Origin of the sequence: Salarchaeum japonicum (assembly GCF_020614395.1) — an archaeon.
GTDB classification, from domain to species: Archaea; Halobacteriota; Halobacteria; order Halobacteriales; family Halobacteriaceae; genus Salarchaeum; species Salarchaeum japonicum.
On sequence record NZ_CP085324.1, the window covers coordinates 927,977 to 943,855 of the forward strand.

The window sequence follows — 15,879 nt, forward strand, 5'->3', positions numbered from 1 at the left end:
GTTTAGGATTTTAGCCAACTTCTTTCAGCCCTTTGGAAATCGTAGAGAAGCGCCGGGTTCCCCAACACACCTTCTGCTATCGAAGAATATTTATGCACATGTTTGTTTTTCCATAGCATGCCATCCGGCAACAAGAGACGGAACCAACTGGCAGGCGACGAAGACGGCGGCGAGGGAGGCCTCGACCGGCGTCGCGTGATGCAATACATGGCCGCGACCGGCGTGGCCGCGAGCATCGCGGGTTGTAGCAGCGGCGACGACTCGACCTCCACCACCAGCGGAACGACGACCTCCGGAACCTCGGTCTCCCAGGACGAGATCCCCTCCGGCGGCACGTTCATCTACGGAACCACCGGAAACACGAACGGCCTGAACGTCTTCCGCGTCGGTGACGGAGAGACTTCCGCGCGAGCGGAGATGGTCATGGACTTGGGGTACGTCCGCGAGAGCCCCGAGTACTCGGACTTCCTCCCGCTCTGGTTCGAGGACATGACGGTCGAACAGCCGGTCAACCAGATCGACATCAAACTCCGCGAGAACCTCCAGTTCGGCGAAGGGTACGGCGAACTGACCGCGGAGGACTACCTCTGGTGCATCGACAACATCTGGACGGCCGACTGGGCGAACTTCACGTACGCTTCCGAGTTCACTGTCGGGAGTGACGAAGAGCCGATCCAGTTCGAGAAGGTGGACAAGTACACGATTCGGGAGACCATCCCGAACTCGCGGCCGTTCTTCCCGTACAACGAGCCGCTCTCCTACATGTTCCCGATTCCGAAGGAGATCGCGCAGCCCTACGTCGAAGACCAGAACGCGGAGGGCCTCGCGCAGGACAATGCGATTATGCGCGCGACCTTCAACGGGAACCTCGGACCGTGGGACCTCAAGCGCTGGTCGCAGCAGTCCATCATGGAGTTCGAACGTGGAGAGGACTACTACCTCCGCGAGGCGGCCGCGAACGACGACCGCGTCCCCGAAATCTTCACCGAAGCGCCGTACTTCGACGAGTACCACTTCCAGTACTTCGACAAGGCCCAGACGGCGCGGCAGGCGCTACAGGCCGGCGAAATCGACGCAACGTTCATCCCGTCGACGCAGGTCGGCTCGTACGAGAACAACGAGTCCGACGACCTCCAGCTTTACGAGAACCCCTACCGCGCCTGGTCGGGGTACCTCGGCATCAACCACCGCGCGAACGGCTGGAGTCAGCTCCGGAACAAGGAGGTTCGCCACGCGCTGGCGCACATCTACAACAACAACTTCGTCGTCGAAAACATTGCCGACGGCCGCGCCGCGGCCCAGAACACGCTCCATCCGTCCTGGGGTCCGTACGCGCCCGACGACCCCGTGACGTTCGAGGGGTCGCTCGAAACCGCGCGCGAACTCCTCGAATCCGGGACGTCGAGCGACTACGGCTACAGCGGCGACACGTTCGTCGGCCCGGACGGAAACCAGGTCGAACTCACGGTCGTCTACCAGTCGGGTGAGACCGACGACCTGCGCGCCGCCTACCTCAAGCAGCGGCTGAACCAGGTCGGTATCGCGCTCAACCAGGAGACGACCTCCTGGACGAGCCTCCTCAGCAACTTCTTCCAGCCGGGCCAGAAGGCGTCCGGGTTCTCCGGCACTATCGGGTACGGCGAGGACAACACCAGCGGCGGCCCGTACAACCCCGGTCCGTGGGACGAAGTTGTCTCCTCGAACTCCTGGGACTTCATGCTCACGCTCGGGTTCTCGTACGGCCCGCTCACGCCTGCCGGCACCATCGCGAGCCTGTTCGGCGAGCAGGGTAACTTCAACGCGTACGGCTACACGCCCGACCGCGACCTCGGAGCGATGCGTGACGAGGCGCAGACCGCGGAGAGCCGCGAAGCCGCTCAGAGTACAATTCAGGAGATGCTGAGCTACCTCTCCGAGGAGCGCCCGGTCATCTTCGAGTACAACCCCTTCAACTTCTACGCGTACCGCAACCAGGTGCAGAACATCGGCGAGAGCCCGCCGGAAAGCTACTGGAACATGCTCCAGGACCGGTCTTCCACGCGGATGTACTTCTCCAACGGAAGTAGCGGCCGTTAACTGCCGCCTATACGCCCTCACCACGTCATATATTTATGAAATGGTATATAGTGAAGCGCATTCTGTGGACGTTCGTCGCGGTGTGGATCGCGCTCACGTTCACGTTCGCGCTCGTCACTGCGTCCCCGAACCAGGGACAGATGCAGGCGATGATGAGTTGTGCGACGACCGGCGAAGACCCCGCCGAGTGTAGGGAGCAGTTCCGCGAACGGGAAGGGCTCGACACGCCCGTCACCGAGCGGTACGTGAACTACATGGTGAACATGGCGACCCTGAACTGGGGGTGGTCCGACTCCCGGTCGCAGATGGTGATTCCAGCGATACTGTCCGCGTGGAAGTTCACCGCGCAGTACGCGATACCCGTCCTGATACTATCGACACTGATAGGGTACGGTATCGGACTGTACTCGGCGTACAAACCCTACACGGTCACTGACTACGCCGGGTCGTTCGTGGCGTTCTTCGGGATTAGCATCCCGAACTTCTGGTTCGCCATCGTCCTGATAATGTTATTTGCCGTGAACATAGACGCCCTCCCGGTGTACTACCAGAGCGGCATACCACTGGAGTACGGGTGGTTATCAGTGAGGAACTTCCTCCAACTCGTACTCCCCATCACGGTACTGCTCACGGCGTCGCTCGCGTGGCAGATGCGGTACTCGCGCGCACAGGCGCTGGAGCAGATGAATCAGGAGTTCGTCAAGGTCGCGAAGGCGAAGGGCGCGAGCCAGTACCGCCTCATGATTCACCACGTCCTCCGGATGGCGGCGGTGCCGCTCTCGACGAGTTTCGTCGGGAGCCTCCTCGCCATCTTCTGGTCGGGGTCCGTGATCATCGAACAGATATTCGCGATTCCGGGACTCGGCTACATGACGTACACCGCCATCGTCGAGCAGGACACGGCGCTCATCCTGGCGACCACCCTGCTCACGGTGTTCCTCGCCATCATCGGGAACCTCCTCGAAGACATCGCGTACGTCGTGCTCGACCCGCGGATCGACTACGGTAACAGATAAACAATGTCATCAGATTATAACGATATCTCGTTCGAGGACATCGAGTGGGACTCGCAGGACGTCTCGACGTTCGCCCTCACTCGCGCCGGGATTCTGGAGCTACTCTCGTACCTCGTTATCGGCGCGCTGTTCGTGTACGACCACTTCGTCATCGAGAACGCCCACCCGCTCATCTTCGGGTGGGACGTGCTCAGCGTCGAGTGGTTGTTCCTCGTGACGCTCGTCGCGATGTTCTTCCACGGGTTCTACCCGCTCTACAAGAACGAACGGATGCGGCAGTTCTACTGGAAGCGGTTCAAGAAGAACAAGATGGCGGTCGTCGCGCTCGCGTGGCTGGCCTTCATCTTCGTCGTCGGCATCTTCGGGCCGGTCGTCGTCGACCCGCCCCAGATCCGGTTCGACAACCGCATCCTCCCGCCCGCCGGCGTCACCGCGACCATCAACGGCGTCGAGAAGACGGGGACGATGCAGTACCCGTTCGGGACGTCCGCCGAGGGACGCGGCATCCTCGCGCTCGTCGTGTACGGGATGCGCGTCAGCATGGAAGTCGGCTTCATCGCGACCGTGTTCACGGTGCTCATCGGCTCGCTCGTCGGCGCGGTCGCCGCGCTCGCGACCGCGATGGACATCGGGTGGATGGACGAAGTCCTGATGCGGTACACGGACATCCAGTCCGTCTTCCCGACGTTCATGCTCCTGCTCCTGCTGACCTACCTGTTCGGCAGTAAACTCTGGATGATCATCCTCCTCTTCGGGTTCTTCAGCTGGGAGGGCGTCGCCCGGACGGTTCGCGGCGAGGCGCTCCAGCGCTCCGCGGAGGAGTACATCATGGCGGCGCAGGCGTCCGGCGCGAACATGCTGTACGTCGTCCGCCAGCACCTGATTCCGAACTCCGCGAACAGCATCATCATCAGCGCGACCGTCTCCGTCCCCGGGTTCATCCTCGGGGAGGCGTCGCTCGCGTTCCTCGGGTTCAGCGACCCGAACACGTTCTCGTGGGGTCGCACCATCGCCGCCGGGCAGGCGAACATCGAGCAGGCCTGGTGGATATCCACGATTCCGGGTATCTTCCTGTTCCTTACCGTGCTCGCGTTCTACTACGTCGGCGAGGCGATGCGTGACGCGATGGACCCCCGGCAGGAAGTCGGTGGAGGTGGTGGCCTGTGAGCGACCCCCTCCTCTCCGTCGAAGACCTGAAGACGCACTTCCACACTGAGGACGGCACCGCGTACGCCGTCGACGGCGTCTCGTTCGACGTGAAGCAGGGCGAGACCGTCGCTATCGTCGGCGAGTCCGGGAGCGGGAAGACGGTGACGAGCGAGTCCATCACGAAGATTCTGGACATGCCGCCCGGCGAAATCGTCGAGGGAACCGTCACGTTCGACGGGATGGATCTCACGTCGATGACCGGGAAGGAACTCCAGAAGATTCGCGGAAACCGCATCAGTCACATCTTCCAGAACCCCCAGAACGGCCTGAACCCCGTGTACAAGGTCGGCCGCCAGATCGGGGAGACGCTCCGCATCCACCGTAGCGACATGTCGAAGAAGGAGGTTCGTCGGCGCGTCATCGAACTGCTCGACGAGACCGGGATTCCGGAGGCGAGCGCGCGCGTGGACGACTACCCGCACGAGTTCTCGGGCGGGATGAAACAGCGCGTCCTCATCGCGATGGCGCTCGCGTGCGACCCCGACCTCCTCATCGCGGACGAGCCGACGACGGCGCTCGACGTGACGATTCAGGCGCAGATTCTCCGCCTCCTGGAGGACATCCAGGAGGAGATGGGGATGAGCATCATCTTCGTCACGCACGACCTCGGCGTCGTCTCCGAAATCGCCGACCGCGTCGTGGTGATGTACTCCGGGAAGGTCATGGAGACCGGGACGGTCGAGGAGGTGTTCCAGAATCCCTCGCATCCGTACACGAACGCGCTCATCGAGTGCCTCCCGGGCCGCGGTCGGTCGATGAACCGCATCCCGGGCGCGCTCCCGAGCGTCACGAACCCGCCGGAGGGCTGTCGGTTCCATCCGCGGTGTGAGTTCGCGACCGAGGACTGCCGGACGGGCGACCAGCCGCCCCGGCACACCATCGAGGGGTCGCACGACGCCTCCTGTGTCTACTACGGACCGGGATACGACGCGTCCGACCTCACGTTCGACGGCGCGCAGAACGCGAACCAGCAGGACGTCACCACCGACGGAGGCGAACGATGAGCCAGCAGCTATCCACATCCACGGCCCGCGAACCGCTTCTCGAAGTCCGGAACCTCAAGAAGCACTACCCGATAACGCAGGGGCTGTTGAACAAGGAGGTCGGCCGCGTGCGCGCGGTCGACGGCATCTCGTTCGACATCGCGCCCGGCGAAACCGTCGGACTCGTCGGCGAGTCCGGCTGCGGGAAGTCCACGGCGGCGGAGAGCATCCTCCGCCTCGAAGACCCGACCGAGGGGAGCGTGAACTTCGACGGCGAGGACATCACGACGTACAACGACACCGAACTGAAGCGGTTCCGCCGCGAGGCCCAGATGATCTTCCAGAACCCGGATTCGAGCTTCGACCCCCGGATGACGATGGGAGAGTCCATCTCGGAGCCGCTCCGGATTCACAACGTCGGGCCGCGCGAGCGCCGCCACGAAATCGCGCGGAACCTCCTGGAGCGCGTCGGTTTGAACGCCGACGACGCCGACCGCTACCCGCACGAACTCTCCGGCGGCCAGAAACAGCGGGTCGCGCTCGCCCGCGCGCTCGTCGTCAACCCACGCCTCATCGTGGCCGACGAGCCGGTGAGCGCGCTCGACGTGTCCGTGCAGGCGGAAGTCCTCTCGCTCCTGCAGGACATCCAGGACGAGTTCGACCTCTCCATCCTCTTCATCAGTCACGACATGAGCGTCGTGCGGGAGGTCTGCGACCGCGTCGCCGTGATGTACCTCGGGAAGATCGTGGAGATCGGTGACACCGAGTCGCTCTTCGAAAACCCCCAGCATCCGTACACGCGGGCGCTCCTCCGTTCCATCCCGACCGTCGACCTCGATTCGCGCGGTATCGACGCCGGCCTGCACGGCGAGGTGCCGAACCCCTCGAACCCGCCGTCCGGGTGTAACTTCCACTCTCGGTGCCCGGAAGTCATCCAGCCCGAGGGCTACGAGTTCGAACAGGAGAACTGGCGGGGCGTGATGAACCTCCGCGTCTCGATGAACGAACACGGCGTGGACGTCGACGGGCTCCGCGAGTTCGTCGGGGTCGAGGACGACGAGTCCGCGACCGCGGCGGAACGCGAGCGCATGAAGGACGAACTGCGCCGCGAGCACGACATCCCCGAGCAGCTCACGAGCAGCGCGGCGGAATCCGTGCTCGACGAGGCGCTCGACGACATCGTCCGCCGGAACCTCGACGACGCGCGGTCGCTGCTCGCCGACGAGTTCGAGACCGTGTGCGAGCAGTCCGAACCCGACCTGATGGACACCGGCACCGGCCACCCGGCCGCCTGCCACCTCCACGCGGACGGCGTCGCGCAAACCATCGAACCCGCGGACGACTAACCGGCACTCGCCACCGCCGGCACACCGCTTTTCCTCGCGGCGGCCGTTCGTTCTCGTATGTCTCGTGCGTTGTTCGTCGTGAGCGAGGAAGGCTACTGGGGCGAAGAGTGCGCGGAACCACTGACGACGCTCGACAGCGCAGGCTTCGATATCACGGTGGCGACGCCGTCCGGGTCGCCGCCCGTGCTGGACGAGCGCTCGGCCGACCCGGACGAGGTCGGCGAGGAGACGGCGGAGTTCGTGCGTGACGTGCACGAGAACGACGACCGACTGAACGACCCCGAGCCGCTCGCCGCGGTCGAGGCGGACGGGTACGACGCGGTCGTGTTCCCGGGCGGTCACGGCACCGCGTGGGACGTGAATCAGGACAGGGACGCCCGTCGCCTCCTCCGGAACGCGGTCGCCGGGGACGACGGGAAAGCGCTCGTCGTCTGTCACGCGGTCGGTATCCTCGCGTTCACCTACGAAGCGCCACGCGCTTCGGAAGACGCGAGCGGTGGTGAACCGCGAGCGCGACGTGAGAACGACGGCGGCGAGTTCCTCGTGGACGGTCGCGATGTCACCGGGTTCCCGAACGCGTGGGAGGAGGGCATCGTGGACGACTACGACCGGATGCCGGACGGCCGCAAACTCCCTTACTGGGTCGAGGACGAGGTCGAGGCGGCGGGCGGCGACTGGGACGCGGAACTCGACGCGGACACTTCCGTTACGGTGGACGGCGACCTCGTCACCGCCCGCGGCCCCGAGTCCTCCGCGGCCGCCGCGGACGCCCTCCTCGACGAACTCGACTGAGGGGAGAACTCCCACACGGCGACCGAATCACAACCCTTATTCGTCGGACTCGACTACGAACTGGTAGCGGGATGGGATAGCCAGGAGATTCCGCCGGGCTCATAACCCGGAGATCGGTAGTTCAAATCTACCTCCCGCTACTTCTGGCGTGAACACCGAACTCACTTACAGGTGAGTTCGGTCGTGAACGAACTCGTACGCGAGTAGATTTGAATCAGGAAGTGGCGCGTACGCGGAACGACCGCGGTTCAAATCTACCTCCCGCTACTTCTGACGTGCAGTACCTCGACCAGCGGCCGGTGTTCGAGGTTCCGGCTTCGCTTCTCGGATATCCCAAAGCGTATGCCGTCGGCCGCGGGTGTTCGTGGTGATGGAGTACGGGGTCGTCGCCGCCTGGTGGGTGTTGTTGGTGGCGTTGCTCGGACTGGGGGTGCCGGCGGCGTCGCGGCTTCTCCCGGACGCGCGGGACGGCGGGGCGTTCGTCGCGCTCCCGCTCGTCGTCGTGTCCGTGACGGTGCCCGTCCTCTGGCTCGGACGGGTCTCGTTCGGTCTGCCGGTGGTTCTCGGCGTGCTCGCGGTGTTCGCGGGCGGGTCGCTGTGGCTCGCGCGCGACGGGCTCGACGTGGACGGGCGCGCGCTCGCGGCGACCCTCACGGTGTTCTCGGCGGCGTTCCTGTTCCTGATAGCGGTGCGTGCGGCCGACCCCGGCGTGTACGCGAGCGGCGGCGAGAAGTTCCTTGACTACGGACTCCTCCGGTCGCTCCTTCGCGGCGACAGCCTGCCGCCGGAGGACTTCTGGTTCGCGGGCGAGCACGTCGTCTACTACTACGGCGGCCACCTCGTCGCCGCGATTTTCACGACGCTCGCGGGAACCGACCCCCGGTTCGCGTACGGCCCGGCGCTCGCGTCGTTCTACGCGATGGCCGTCACCGCAGTCTTCGGGTTCGGGCGCGAACTCGCGCGCCGCCGCGGCTATCGGCCGCTCGCCGGTGGCGCGCTCGCGGCGCTCCTGTTCGGTCTCGCGAGTAACGTCCGCACGCCCGTTCGCGTCGTCGTCACGCTCCTCCCCGACGGCGTCGGGCGCTGGCTCGCGAACCTCGCCGGCGTCCCCTACGACGCGGCCGTCATCGACCCGGGGACGTTCTCGTATTGGCCGGCGAGCCGCGTCATCCCCGGAACAATCAACGAGTTCCCGCTGTTCGCGTACCTGAACGGCGACCTGCACGCGCACATGATGAGCGTCACCGTGCTCGTCGCCGCGCTCGCGGTGCTCTACGCGTACTGGCGCTCCGAGGGCGCGTGGCGTCGCCGCCTCCTCGTCTACGGCGCGTTCCCGCCCGTCCTCGGCCTCTTGCTCGCGACGAACACGTGGAGCTTCCCCACCGGTGTCGGGCTGGCGTGGCTCGCGCTCGCGCTCTCCCCCCGTCCGCCGTGGACGCTCCTCCCCGAGCGCGTCCAGCCCTCGCTCGACGGCGTGCGCGCCGAGGTCGGGCGTCCCGTCGTCGCCCTCCTGCTCGTGCTTCCCGTCGTCCCGCTCGCGCTCGCGTGGACGTGGCCGTTCGTCTCCACGGTGCTCCTCGCCGGCGCGAGCAAGCAGACGCTCGCCGTCCTCCCCGAGCGCAGCCCGCTCGGGCCGTTCGTGCTCGTGCACGGCGCGTTCCTCGCCGTGTTCGCCGCGTTCCTCGCGCGGACGACCGCCCGCGACCGGGATACCCGAGCGCTCGCCGCCGGCGTCGCCGCTACAGTGCTGGCGCTCGCGGCGTTCGGCTGGCTGTTCGACCTCGTCGGCCTCGCGCTCGCCGGGCCGCTCGTCGCCGCCGGCTGGTACGCCCTCCGCCGCCGGGACGCGGGCTACGAGACGATGCTCGTCGTCGCGGGCGCGGGCCTCGTCGTGCTCGTGGAGTTCGCGTACCTGAACGACGCCGCGGGCGCGGGCCGGTTCAACACCGTGTTCAAGGTGTACGCGCAGGTCTGGGCGCTCTGGGCCATCGCCGCGGGCGTCGCGCTCGCCGGCGTCCTCCCCCACGCCCGCGACCGACTCCCCGCCCCTCGCGAACTCGACCGCGCGACCGCGCTCCGCGTCGCGCTCGTCGCCCTGCTCGTCTGCTCGCTCTGCGTGCCGTACGCGTCGCTCTCGCTCTCCCGGCACTTCGCGGACATGGGCGACCCGTCCCTGGACGCGTTCGAGACCGCCGAGGACTACCATCCCGCCGAGGCCGCCGCCATCGAGTGGATGGACGAGACCATCGACGGCCAACCGACCATCGTCTCCCGTCCGAGCAGCGACATCTACCAGTGGGCGAACCCCGCGTCCAGCCTCACCGGCATCCCCACCGTCGCCGGCTGGGTGCACGCCCGGAACTACCACGATTCGGCTCGCTACGACCGCCGCGTCCGGGACGTGAACTTCGTCTACACGCTCGACAGCGCGGAGTCCCGAGCGGTGCTCCTCGACTACTACGACGTGCAGTACATCTACTACGGGCCGCTCGAACGCGACGCCTACGGCTCCGTATCGTTCGAGTCCGAACCCGGAATCAGCGTCGCCTACGAGAACGAGGAGGTGACCGTGTACGCCGTGAACCAGTCCCGGCTCGCGGCCTAGCTCCGCGCGCTCGCCGGGTCGACGACCGTCACGTCCTCCGCCTGCACGCGCTCCACGTCGAGCCACTGCGGGACGAAGTTCCGCTTCTCGAAGTCCTCGCGCTCGTCCTCGGTGCCCATCGTGCACCAGAGCTGGACGCGCTTCGGACCGTGCCAGTCGCCGTTCCGCGAGATGCCGAAGAGGATCTGTTCCTCGCCGTCGTGTTCGATGACGGCGTCCTTCCCGACGCCCGGATCCCCGTCGATGATGAGCCGCTTCATGACTGGAGCGTGCGCGGGCGGGCCGATTAAACGCTTCGCACTCCCCCGCGGTCGTACCACCGCGCGAGCGCGAGCAACGCGCCGCCGACGACGCCCGCGGGGAGCGTGACGGTGAGCGCGACCAGCCACCACGGAACGACGACGCCGGGCCCCGCGCCCGTGTCTGGGTAGGCGACGACGAGTATCCACGCGAACACGGCGACGAGGACGGCGACGAACCCGGCGCGTTCGAGTTGCTCTCGGCTCGCGGCGATGCTCGGCGTCCCGAGGAGCGTGGCGGAGAGTCCGAGGAGGCCGGCGAGCAGGAGGCCGAACCCGGGCCCGTAGAGCAGCGCGCCGCCCGCGGCGGTGCGGAGCGTCGCCGGGCCGTACGTCGCGACCACGGCGAGTTCGCCGCGCAGGCCGGGGAGCGCGGCGTCGTCGGGCGCGAACACCACGAGGCCCGGGGAGACGCCGGCCATCCCGGTGCCCGTGGAGTCGTTCCACCGGACGACCCGTTCGTGCGCGGTCATCGCGGACGGCGCGCCGGTCACCTGGTAGTCCACGGGTGCCCGTATCGTCACGTCCGCGCCGCTGGGGCGGTAGTCGTTCCCGTAGCCCGCGAACGGCGCGAACAGCACGCCGCCGCCCGGGCCGGTGTGGACGACGCCGTCGAGGCGGTACGTCACGACGAGGGCGTCGCCGTCGAGGCGCGCGTGGACGTTCGTGGTCGCATGGTCGAACCGGTGGTCGAACGCCTCGGTCACGACGAGGCGACGGAGCGTGTCGTTCTCGCGGAACGCCTCGGCGGTCTCCGGGTTCGCGAGCGTCGCGCGCTCCGTCCACGCGCTCGTGCCGTTCGCGGCGACGGCGACGGTGACGGAGACGTTCTCGACAGCTGATGCGGGGTAGTCGTGGCGCTCGCCCGCGAACACGGGAAAGCCGTCCACGTCTTCCGGGGGCGGGCGGGCCGCGACGGGTGCGGCGACGGCCGCCGCGACGAGGAGGGCGGCGAGCGCGAGGAGGGCGCGTCGAGACACGGGTGTGCGTACGACGCACACGACATTGGGTTTTCGGTGGGCGGGGTCGAACCGTGCGGATTTTAAGGCCCCCAGTCGAAGCAGACGACAAGAGTCGATTCACTATGCAGATGCCACGCCGCTTCAACACGTACTGCCCGCACTGCAACGAGCACAACGAACACGAGGTGGAGAAAGTCCGTTCCGGCCGCACGTCCGGCATGACGAAGGTCAACGGCCGCCAGCGCGACCGCAAGACCTCCCGCATCGGGAACGCCGGTAAGTTCTCGAAGGTGCCGGGTGGCGACAAGCCCACCAAGAAGACCGACCTCAAGTACCGCTGCAGCGAGTGTGGGAAGGCCCACCTCCGCGAGGGATGGCGCGCCGGCCGACTGGAGCTTCAAGAATAATGCCCGGGAACTTCTACAGCGTCGAATGTCCGGACTGTGAGAACGAACAGGTCGTCTTCGGGAAAGCCTCCAGCGAGGTCGCGTGCGCCGTCTGCGGCACGACGCTCGCGCGCCCGACCGGCGGGGAGGCCGACATCGAGGGCGACGTCCTCGAAACCGTCGAGACTCGATGAAGTACGAAGGCTGGCCCGAGCCCGGTGAACTCGTCGTCGGAAAGGTCGACGAGATAGAGGACTTCGGCGTGTTCGTCGACCTCGAGGAGTACGAGGACAAGCGCGGGCTGGTCCACATCAGCGAGGTCGCGTCCGGCTGGATCAAGAACGTCCGCGACCACGTCCGCGAGGGGCAGACGGTCGTCGCGAAAGTCCTGGACGTGGACAGGGACGCCCAGCAGATAGACCTCTCCATCAAGGACGTCAACGAACACCAGCGCTCGGACGCGATTCAGGACTGGAAGAACGAGCAGAAGGCCGATAAGTGGATGAGCATCGCGTTCGGCGAGGAGATGGCGGACGACCAGTTCCGCGCCGTCGCGAACGAACTCATCGCGGAGTTCGGCAGTCTCTACGAGGGCTTCGAGCAGGCCGCCATCCACGGGCCGGACGCGCTCGACCCCACCGACCTCGACGAGGACGACGTCGAGGCTGTCGTCTCCACGGCGCGCGACAACGTCTCCGTGCCCTACGTCACGGTCACCGGGTACGTCCACCTCGAATCCCCGGCGGGGGACGGCGTGGACGACATCAAGGAGTCGTTGCAGGCCGCCGAGGGCGACGGCGAGATTCCGGACGAAATCGACCTGGACGTGACGTACGTCGGGTCGCCGGAGTACCGCATCAAGGTGCAGGCGCCGAACTACAAGACCGCGGAGGACGAACTCGAAGCGAGCGCCGCCCGCGCGACCGACGCCATCGCCGCGGCCGGCGGGAGCGGTGAGTTCCACCGCGAGCGCCAGCTCGACGAAGACCAGTGAAGTCAGACATCCGGGTGTGCCGCGACCACGACCGCCCGGTGTACACGCTCTCTTCTACCTGTCCCGAGTGCGGGGCGGACGCCGAGAACAGCGCGCCAGCGCCGTTCAACCCCGAAGACCCGTACGGGGAGTACCGACGCGCTCTTAAGAGACGCGTTCGGGACTAGGAGCATGCAGGAACTCGAAGTCGAGACGGTCGCGGACGCCGACCTCACGAACCCCGTGTTCGTCGAGGGGCTTCCGGGCGTCGGGCACGTCGGGAAGCTCGTCGCCGAGCACGTCGTCGAGGAGGGGGAGAGCACGCTCGTTCGGCGCGTGTACTCGGAGCACTTCCCGCCGCAGGTGACTGTGGGCGACGAGGGCGTCGCGGAACTCGCGCACGTCGAGGTGCACGCCGTCGAGACGGAGGGCCGCGACCTCCTCGTTCTCACGGGCGACCATCAGGCGCAGGAGAACGCCGGCCACTATCGCGTGACGGACGCCTTCCTCGACATCGCCGAGGAGTTCGGGGTTTCGGACGTGTTCGCGCTCGGCGGCGTTCCCACGGGCGAACTCATCGAGGAGTACGGCGTCGTCGGCGCGGTCAGCGACGAAGCGCTCGCGGCCGACCTGGAGGAGGCCGGTGTCGAGTTCCGGTCCGAGGAACCCGCCGGCGGTATCGTCGGCACGAGCGGTCTCCTCCTCGGTCTCGGCGGCCGCCGCGGGTTCGACGCCGCGTGTCTGATGGGTGAGACCTCTGGCTACCTCGTCGACCCGAAGAGCGCGAAAGCCGTCCTCGAAGTCCTCGAATCCCTCCTCGGGTTCGACGTGGACTTCGACGCGCTGGACGAGCGCGCGGACGAGATGGAGGACGTGGTCGAGCAGATGCAGCAGATGGAACAGGGGCCGAGTCCGGGGAGCGAGGACGACCTCCGGTACATCGGCTGACTACGGACTCTCGGGGTTTCTCTTCTGACGTGCGGAACGCGGATTGTGAGCCTGGTGGTTAGAGGTCGACGACTTCGTAGGTTGCGCCGGCGTCCCGGAGCGGGTCGGTGACGCGGCCGACGGCGTCGGCGGTGGCGACGACGACGACTTCGAGCCCGCGGCTCGCGGCGTCCGCGGCCACGTCCCCGACGGCGAACGTGGTCGCGGGTTCGGTGTCGGTCTTCCGGAGCGCGACGACGGCTTCGACGCCGGCGGCGAGCACGAGGTTTGCGCGGCTCGCTTCGGCGGCGAGTTCGTCGAGCGCGACCTCGTTGCTGCCGCCGGAGCGCACGGGCGGCACCTGGTAGACGGTGACGGAACCCGGCGCGAGGTCGATGATGCCCTCGAAGCCCGTGACGCCCACGTCCTCGCCCGCGGCGGCGTCCGTGGTCGCGACGCCCGTCGCCGGCCCTTCCTCGCCGGGGGTGGCGTGCAACAGTCCTTCGCGCATGTCGAGCGTGACGGTGTCGCCCTGGCTGATGTCGCCGGTGGCGATGGCGGCGTCCTCCTGCACGCTCCCGAGTACGTCCTCGGTCACGCGGTCTGCGTACCGCCGCACGTCGTCCGCCGTCCGGAGGAGCCAGTCTACGCCCTCCTTCGTGATGCGGTAGCGCGAGCGTCCCTCCTTCTCCACCAGTCCCTCCTCCGTGAGTTCCCGGATGTACTCGGAGACCGCCTGCGTGGTGACGCCGACGGCGTCCGCTATCTCGCCCTGACTCACCGCGGGCTGCCGGTCCGCGATTTCCACCAGAATCCGGAAGCGCGTCGCGGAGCGCTTATCGGAGAGCACGTCGGCCATACGCGATTCGGGGGGTGGAACGCTCAAAGTTCCACCGGTCGCGCGAGGGAGCAGGGTGAGCGAGTGCGACCCAGCAAGCGGAGTTTGCGTTGGTCGCGTGAGCACGCAGTGAGCGAACGCGACTCAGTCGAACTGTGTTCGACGGTAGTCGCGCGAGGGAGCGAAGCGAGCGAGTGCGACCCGGCGGGGCGTCCCGCAAGGGTAACTCCTTTCGACGCGGGTCGTGGAGTACGTGTATGGAGACGACTGAGGCGTTCACTGGGTTGCGGTGCGTGGATTGTGGAGAGTCGTTCGACGCCGAGGAGGCGACGCATCGGTGTCCGGAGTGTGAGGGGATTCTCGACCCCGAGTACGATTTGGACGCGCTCGACGTGTCGCGGGAGACGTTCGAGTCCCGGCGATTCGATTCGATGTGGCGGTACGAGGAGCTCCTGCCGTTCACGCGGGAGTCTGCGGTGTCGATGGACGAGGGGGCGACGGCGCTGGTGGAGGCGCCGAAGCTCGCGGACGAACTCGGCGTCGGGCGCGTCCTCATCAAGGACGAGGGCCGGAATCCGACGGGGACGTTCAAAGACCGGGGGCAGACGGTGGCGGTGACCGCGGCGAGTCAGCACGGCGCGAGCGACGTGGCGCTTGCGTCGGCGGGGAACGCGGGGCAGGCGGCGGCGGCGTACGCGGCCCGCGCGGGCCTGGACGCGCACGTGTTCCTGCCGTCGCGGTCGGGGTTCACGCAGAAGGCGATGGTGAACGTGCACGGCGGCGACATGAACGTCGTCGAGGGCCGCATCGGGGACGCCGGCGCGGCGTACGAGGGCGCGATGGCGGAGAACCCCGAGTGGTACTCGGTGAAGACGTTCGTCACGCCGTACCGCCACGAGGGGAAGAAGACGATGCTGTACGAGACGGTCGAACAGCTCGACTGGGAGGTGCCGGACGCGGTCGTCTACCCGACGGGCGGCGGCGTCGGGCTCGTGGGGATGCACAAGGCCGCGAAGGAGCTCCGCGACCTCGGGCTGACCGGCGACCTGCCGGCGATGTACGCGGCGCAGGCGGAGGGCTGTGCGCCGGTCGTGCGGGCGTTCGAGGAGGGTCGTGACGTGCACGAGCCGTGGCAGAACCCGGACACCATCTGCGGCGGCATCGAGATTCCCGACCCGGGCGCGAGCCCGCTGATTCTGGACGCGCTCAGGGAGTCCGACGGCGGCGCGGTCGCGACGAGCGACCAGGACATCCTCGACTCCGCCGTCACGGTCGCGCAGAACGAGGGCGTCGAGATGGGCGCGACGTGCGCGGCGGCGGCGTCCGGCGCGTGGGAGCTCGCCCAACGCGGCGAGTTCGATGAGGAGGACACCGTCGTCCTCCTGAACACGGGTCACGGGAGCAAGGACGACGACGTGCTCCGCAGTCACCTGATGAGCAAGGGCATCTAGTCGGGGACACAAACTT

General features: G+C 67.1%; 16 protein-coding genes and 1 tRNA gene. 14 read left to right on the forward strand and 3 right to left on the reverse strand.

The window, feature by feature from the left end; all coding sequences use genetic code 11:
- The first annotated feature begins 117 nt into the window (after positions 1-117).
- From LI334_RS05350 to LI334_RS05385, 8 genes are all read left to right on the forward strand, one after another.
- The gene (locus LI334_RS05350; RefSeq protein ID WP_227262141.1) at positions 118-2,076 is read left to right on the forward strand and encodes an ABC transporter substrate-binding protein; all 1,959 of its coding nucleotides are present in this window, start codon (positions 118-120) and stop codon (positions 2,074-2,076) included.
- A gap of 35 nt (positions 2,077-2,111) precedes the next feature.
- Positions 2,112-3,092 carry an ABC transporter permease gene (locus tag LI334_RS05355; RefSeq protein ID WP_227262142.1) on the forward strand — a complete coding sequence of 327 codons (981 nt, stop codon included), beginning with the start codon at positions 2,112-2,114 and terminating at the stop codon, positions 3,090-3,092.
- 3 nt (positions 3,093-3,095) lie between these two features.
- Entirely contained in the window at positions 3,096-4,259 is a 1,164-nt protein-coding gene (locus LI334_RS05360; RefSeq protein WP_227262143.1) for an ABC transporter permease, read from the forward strand.
- The gene (locus LI334_RS05365) at positions 4,256-5,305 is read left to right on the forward strand and encodes an ABC transporter ATP-binding protein (RefSeq protein ID WP_227262144.1); all 1,050 of its coding nucleotides are present in this window, start codon (positions 4,256-4,258) and stop codon (positions 5,303-5,305) included. The genes LI334_RS05360 and LI334_RS05365 overlap by 4 nt, the downstream gene beginning before the upstream one ends.
- Positions 5,302-6,630, forward strand: coding sequence for an ABC transporter ATP-binding protein (locus LI334_RS05370; protein ID WP_227262145.1), 1,329 nt, complete (start codon positions 5,302-5,304; stop codon positions 6,628-6,630). Before LI334_RS05365 ends, LI334_RS05370 begins: the two co-directional genes overlap by 4 nt.
- Before the next feature lie 57 nt (positions 6,631-6,687).
- Positions 6,688-7,422, forward strand: coding sequence for a DJ-1/PfpI family protein (locus LI334_RS05375; protein ID WP_227262146.1), 735 nt, complete (start codon positions 6,688-6,690; stop codon positions 7,420-7,422).
- A 65-nt stretch (positions 7,423-7,487) separates the two neighbouring features.
- Positions 7,488-7,562 (forward strand) — tRNA-Met (locus tag LI334_RS05380).
- A gap of 230 nt (positions 7,563-7,792) precedes the next feature.
- A complete protein-coding gene (locus LI334_RS05385; RefSeq protein ID WP_227262147.1) occupies positions 7,793-10,027 on the forward strand; it encodes a DUF2298 domain-containing protein in 2,235 nt (744 codons plus the stop codon).
- Here the strand turns inward: LI334_RS05385 and LI334_RS05390 are convergent.
- Complete coding sequence (locus tag LI334_RS05390) at positions 10,024-10,287, reverse strand: HAH_0734 family protein (RefSeq protein WP_227262148.1); 264 nt, start codon at positions 10,285-10,287, stop codon at positions 10,024-10,026. The genes LI334_RS05385 and LI334_RS05390 overlap by 4 nt on opposite strands.
- 26 nt (positions 10,288-10,313) lie before the next feature.
- Positions 10,314-11,306 (reverse strand): hypothetical protein, encoded by a 993-nt coding sequence (locus LI334_RS05395; RefSeq protein ID WP_227262149.1) that lies wholly within the window; start codon positions 11,304-11,306, stop codon positions 10,314-10,316.
- 104 nt (positions 11,307-11,410) lie between these two features.
- Between LI334_RS05395 and LI334_RS05400 the strand changes: the two genes are divergently transcribed.
- Genes LI334_RS05400 through LI334_RS05420 form a run of 5 tightly spaced genes read left to right on the forward strand, consistent with a single transcriptional unit; the run spans position 11,411 to position 13,595 of the window.
- A complete protein-coding gene (locus LI334_RS05400) occupies positions 11,411-11,695 on the forward strand; it encodes a 50S ribosomal protein L44e (protein WP_227262150.1) in 285 nt (94 codons plus the stop codon).
- Entirely contained in the window at positions 11,695-11,868 is a 174-nt protein-coding gene (locus LI334_RS05405) for a 30S ribosomal protein S27e (RefSeq protein WP_227262151.1), read from the forward strand. The genes LI334_RS05400 and LI334_RS05405 overlap by 1 nt, the downstream gene beginning before the upstream one ends.
- Positions 11,865-12,668, forward strand: a complete 804-nt coding sequence (locus LI334_RS05410) for a translation initiation factor IF-2 subunit alpha (protein WP_227262152.1) — start codon at positions 11,865-11,867, stop codon at positions 12,666-12,668. Before LI334_RS05405 ends, LI334_RS05410 begins: the two co-directional genes overlap by 4 nt.
- Complete coding sequence (locus tag LI334_RS05415) at positions 12,665-12,835, forward strand: RNA-protein complex protein Nop10 (protein ID WP_227262153.1); 171 nt, start codon at positions 12,665-12,667, stop codon at positions 12,833-12,835. The genes LI334_RS05410 and LI334_RS05415 overlap by 4 nt, the downstream gene beginning before the upstream one ends.
- Before the next feature lie 4 nt (positions 12,836-12,839).
- A complete protein-coding gene (locus tag LI334_RS05420; protein ID WP_227262154.1) occupies positions 12,840-13,595 on the forward strand; it encodes a proteasome assembly chaperone family protein in 756 nt (251 codons plus the stop codon).
- 58 nt (positions 13,596-13,653) lie between these two features.
- On the opposite strand, the gene LI334_RS05425 is transcribed toward LI334_RS05420, so the two are convergent.
- Positions 13,654-14,433 (reverse strand): DUF7839 domain-containing protein, encoded by a 780-nt coding sequence (locus tag LI334_RS05425; RefSeq protein ID WP_227262155.1) that lies wholly within the window; start codon positions 14,431-14,433, stop codon positions 13,654-13,656.
- Positions 14,434-14,669: 236 nt separating this feature from the next.
- Here LI334_RS05425 and LI334_RS05430 point away from each other — a divergent pair, with 236 nt between their 5' ends.
- Entirely contained in the window at positions 14,670-15,863 is a 1,194-nt protein-coding gene (locus LI334_RS05430; RefSeq protein WP_227262156.1) for a threonine synthase, read from the forward strand.
- Positions 15,864-15,879 lie beyond the last annotated feature (16 nt).

Coding starts and splice junctions, on each gene's coding strand:
- LI334_RS05350 (WP_227262141.1), top strand. CDS start 118: ATGCCATCCGGCAACAAGAGACGGAACCAACTGGCAGGCGACGAAGAC.
- LI334_RS05355 (WP_227262142.1), top strand. CDS start 2,112: ATGAAATGGTATATAGTGAAGCGCATTCTGTGGACGTTCGTCGCGGTG.
- LI334_RS05360 (WP_227262143.1), top strand. CDS start 3,096: ATGTCATCAGATTATAACGATATCTCGTTCGAGGACATCGAGTGGGAC.
- LI334_RS05370 (WP_227262145.1), top strand. CDS start 5,302: ATGAGCCAGCAGCTATCCACATCCACGGCCCGCGAACCGCTTCTCGAA.
- LI334_RS05375 (WP_227262146.1), top strand. CDS start 6,688: ATGTCTCGTGCGTTGTTCGTCGTGAGCGAGGAAGGCTACTGGGGCGAA.
- LI334_RS05385 (WP_227262147.1), top strand. CDS start 7,793: ATGGAGTACGGGGTCGTCGCCGCCTGGTGGGTGTTGTTGGTGGCGTTG.
- LI334_RS05390 (WP_227262148.1), bottom strand. CDS start 10,287: ATGAAGCGGCTCATCATCGACGGGGATCCGGGCGTCGGGAAGGACGCC.
- LI334_RS05400 (WP_227262150.1), top strand. CDS start 11,411: ATGCAGATGCCACGCCGCTTCAACACGTACTGCCCGCACTGCAACGAG.
- LI334_RS05405 (WP_227262151.1), top strand. CDS start 11,695: ATGCCCGGGAACTTCTACAGCGTCGAATGTCCGGACTGTGAGAACGAA.
- LI334_RS05410 (WP_227262152.1), top strand. CDS start 11,865: ATGAAGTACGAAGGCTGGCCCGAGCCCGGTGAACTCGTCGTCGGAAAG.
- LI334_RS05420 (WP_227262154.1), top strand. CDS start 12,840: ATGCAGGAACTCGAAGTCGAGACGGTCGCGGACGCCGACCTCACGAAC.
- LI334_RS05425 (WP_227262155.1), bottom strand. CDS start 14,433: ATGGCCGACGTGCTCTCCGATAAGCGCTCCGCGACGCGCTTCCGGATT.
- LI334_RS05430 (WP_227262156.1), top strand. CDS start 14,670: ATGGAGACGACTGAGGCGTTCACTGGGTTGCGGTGCGTGGATTGTGGA.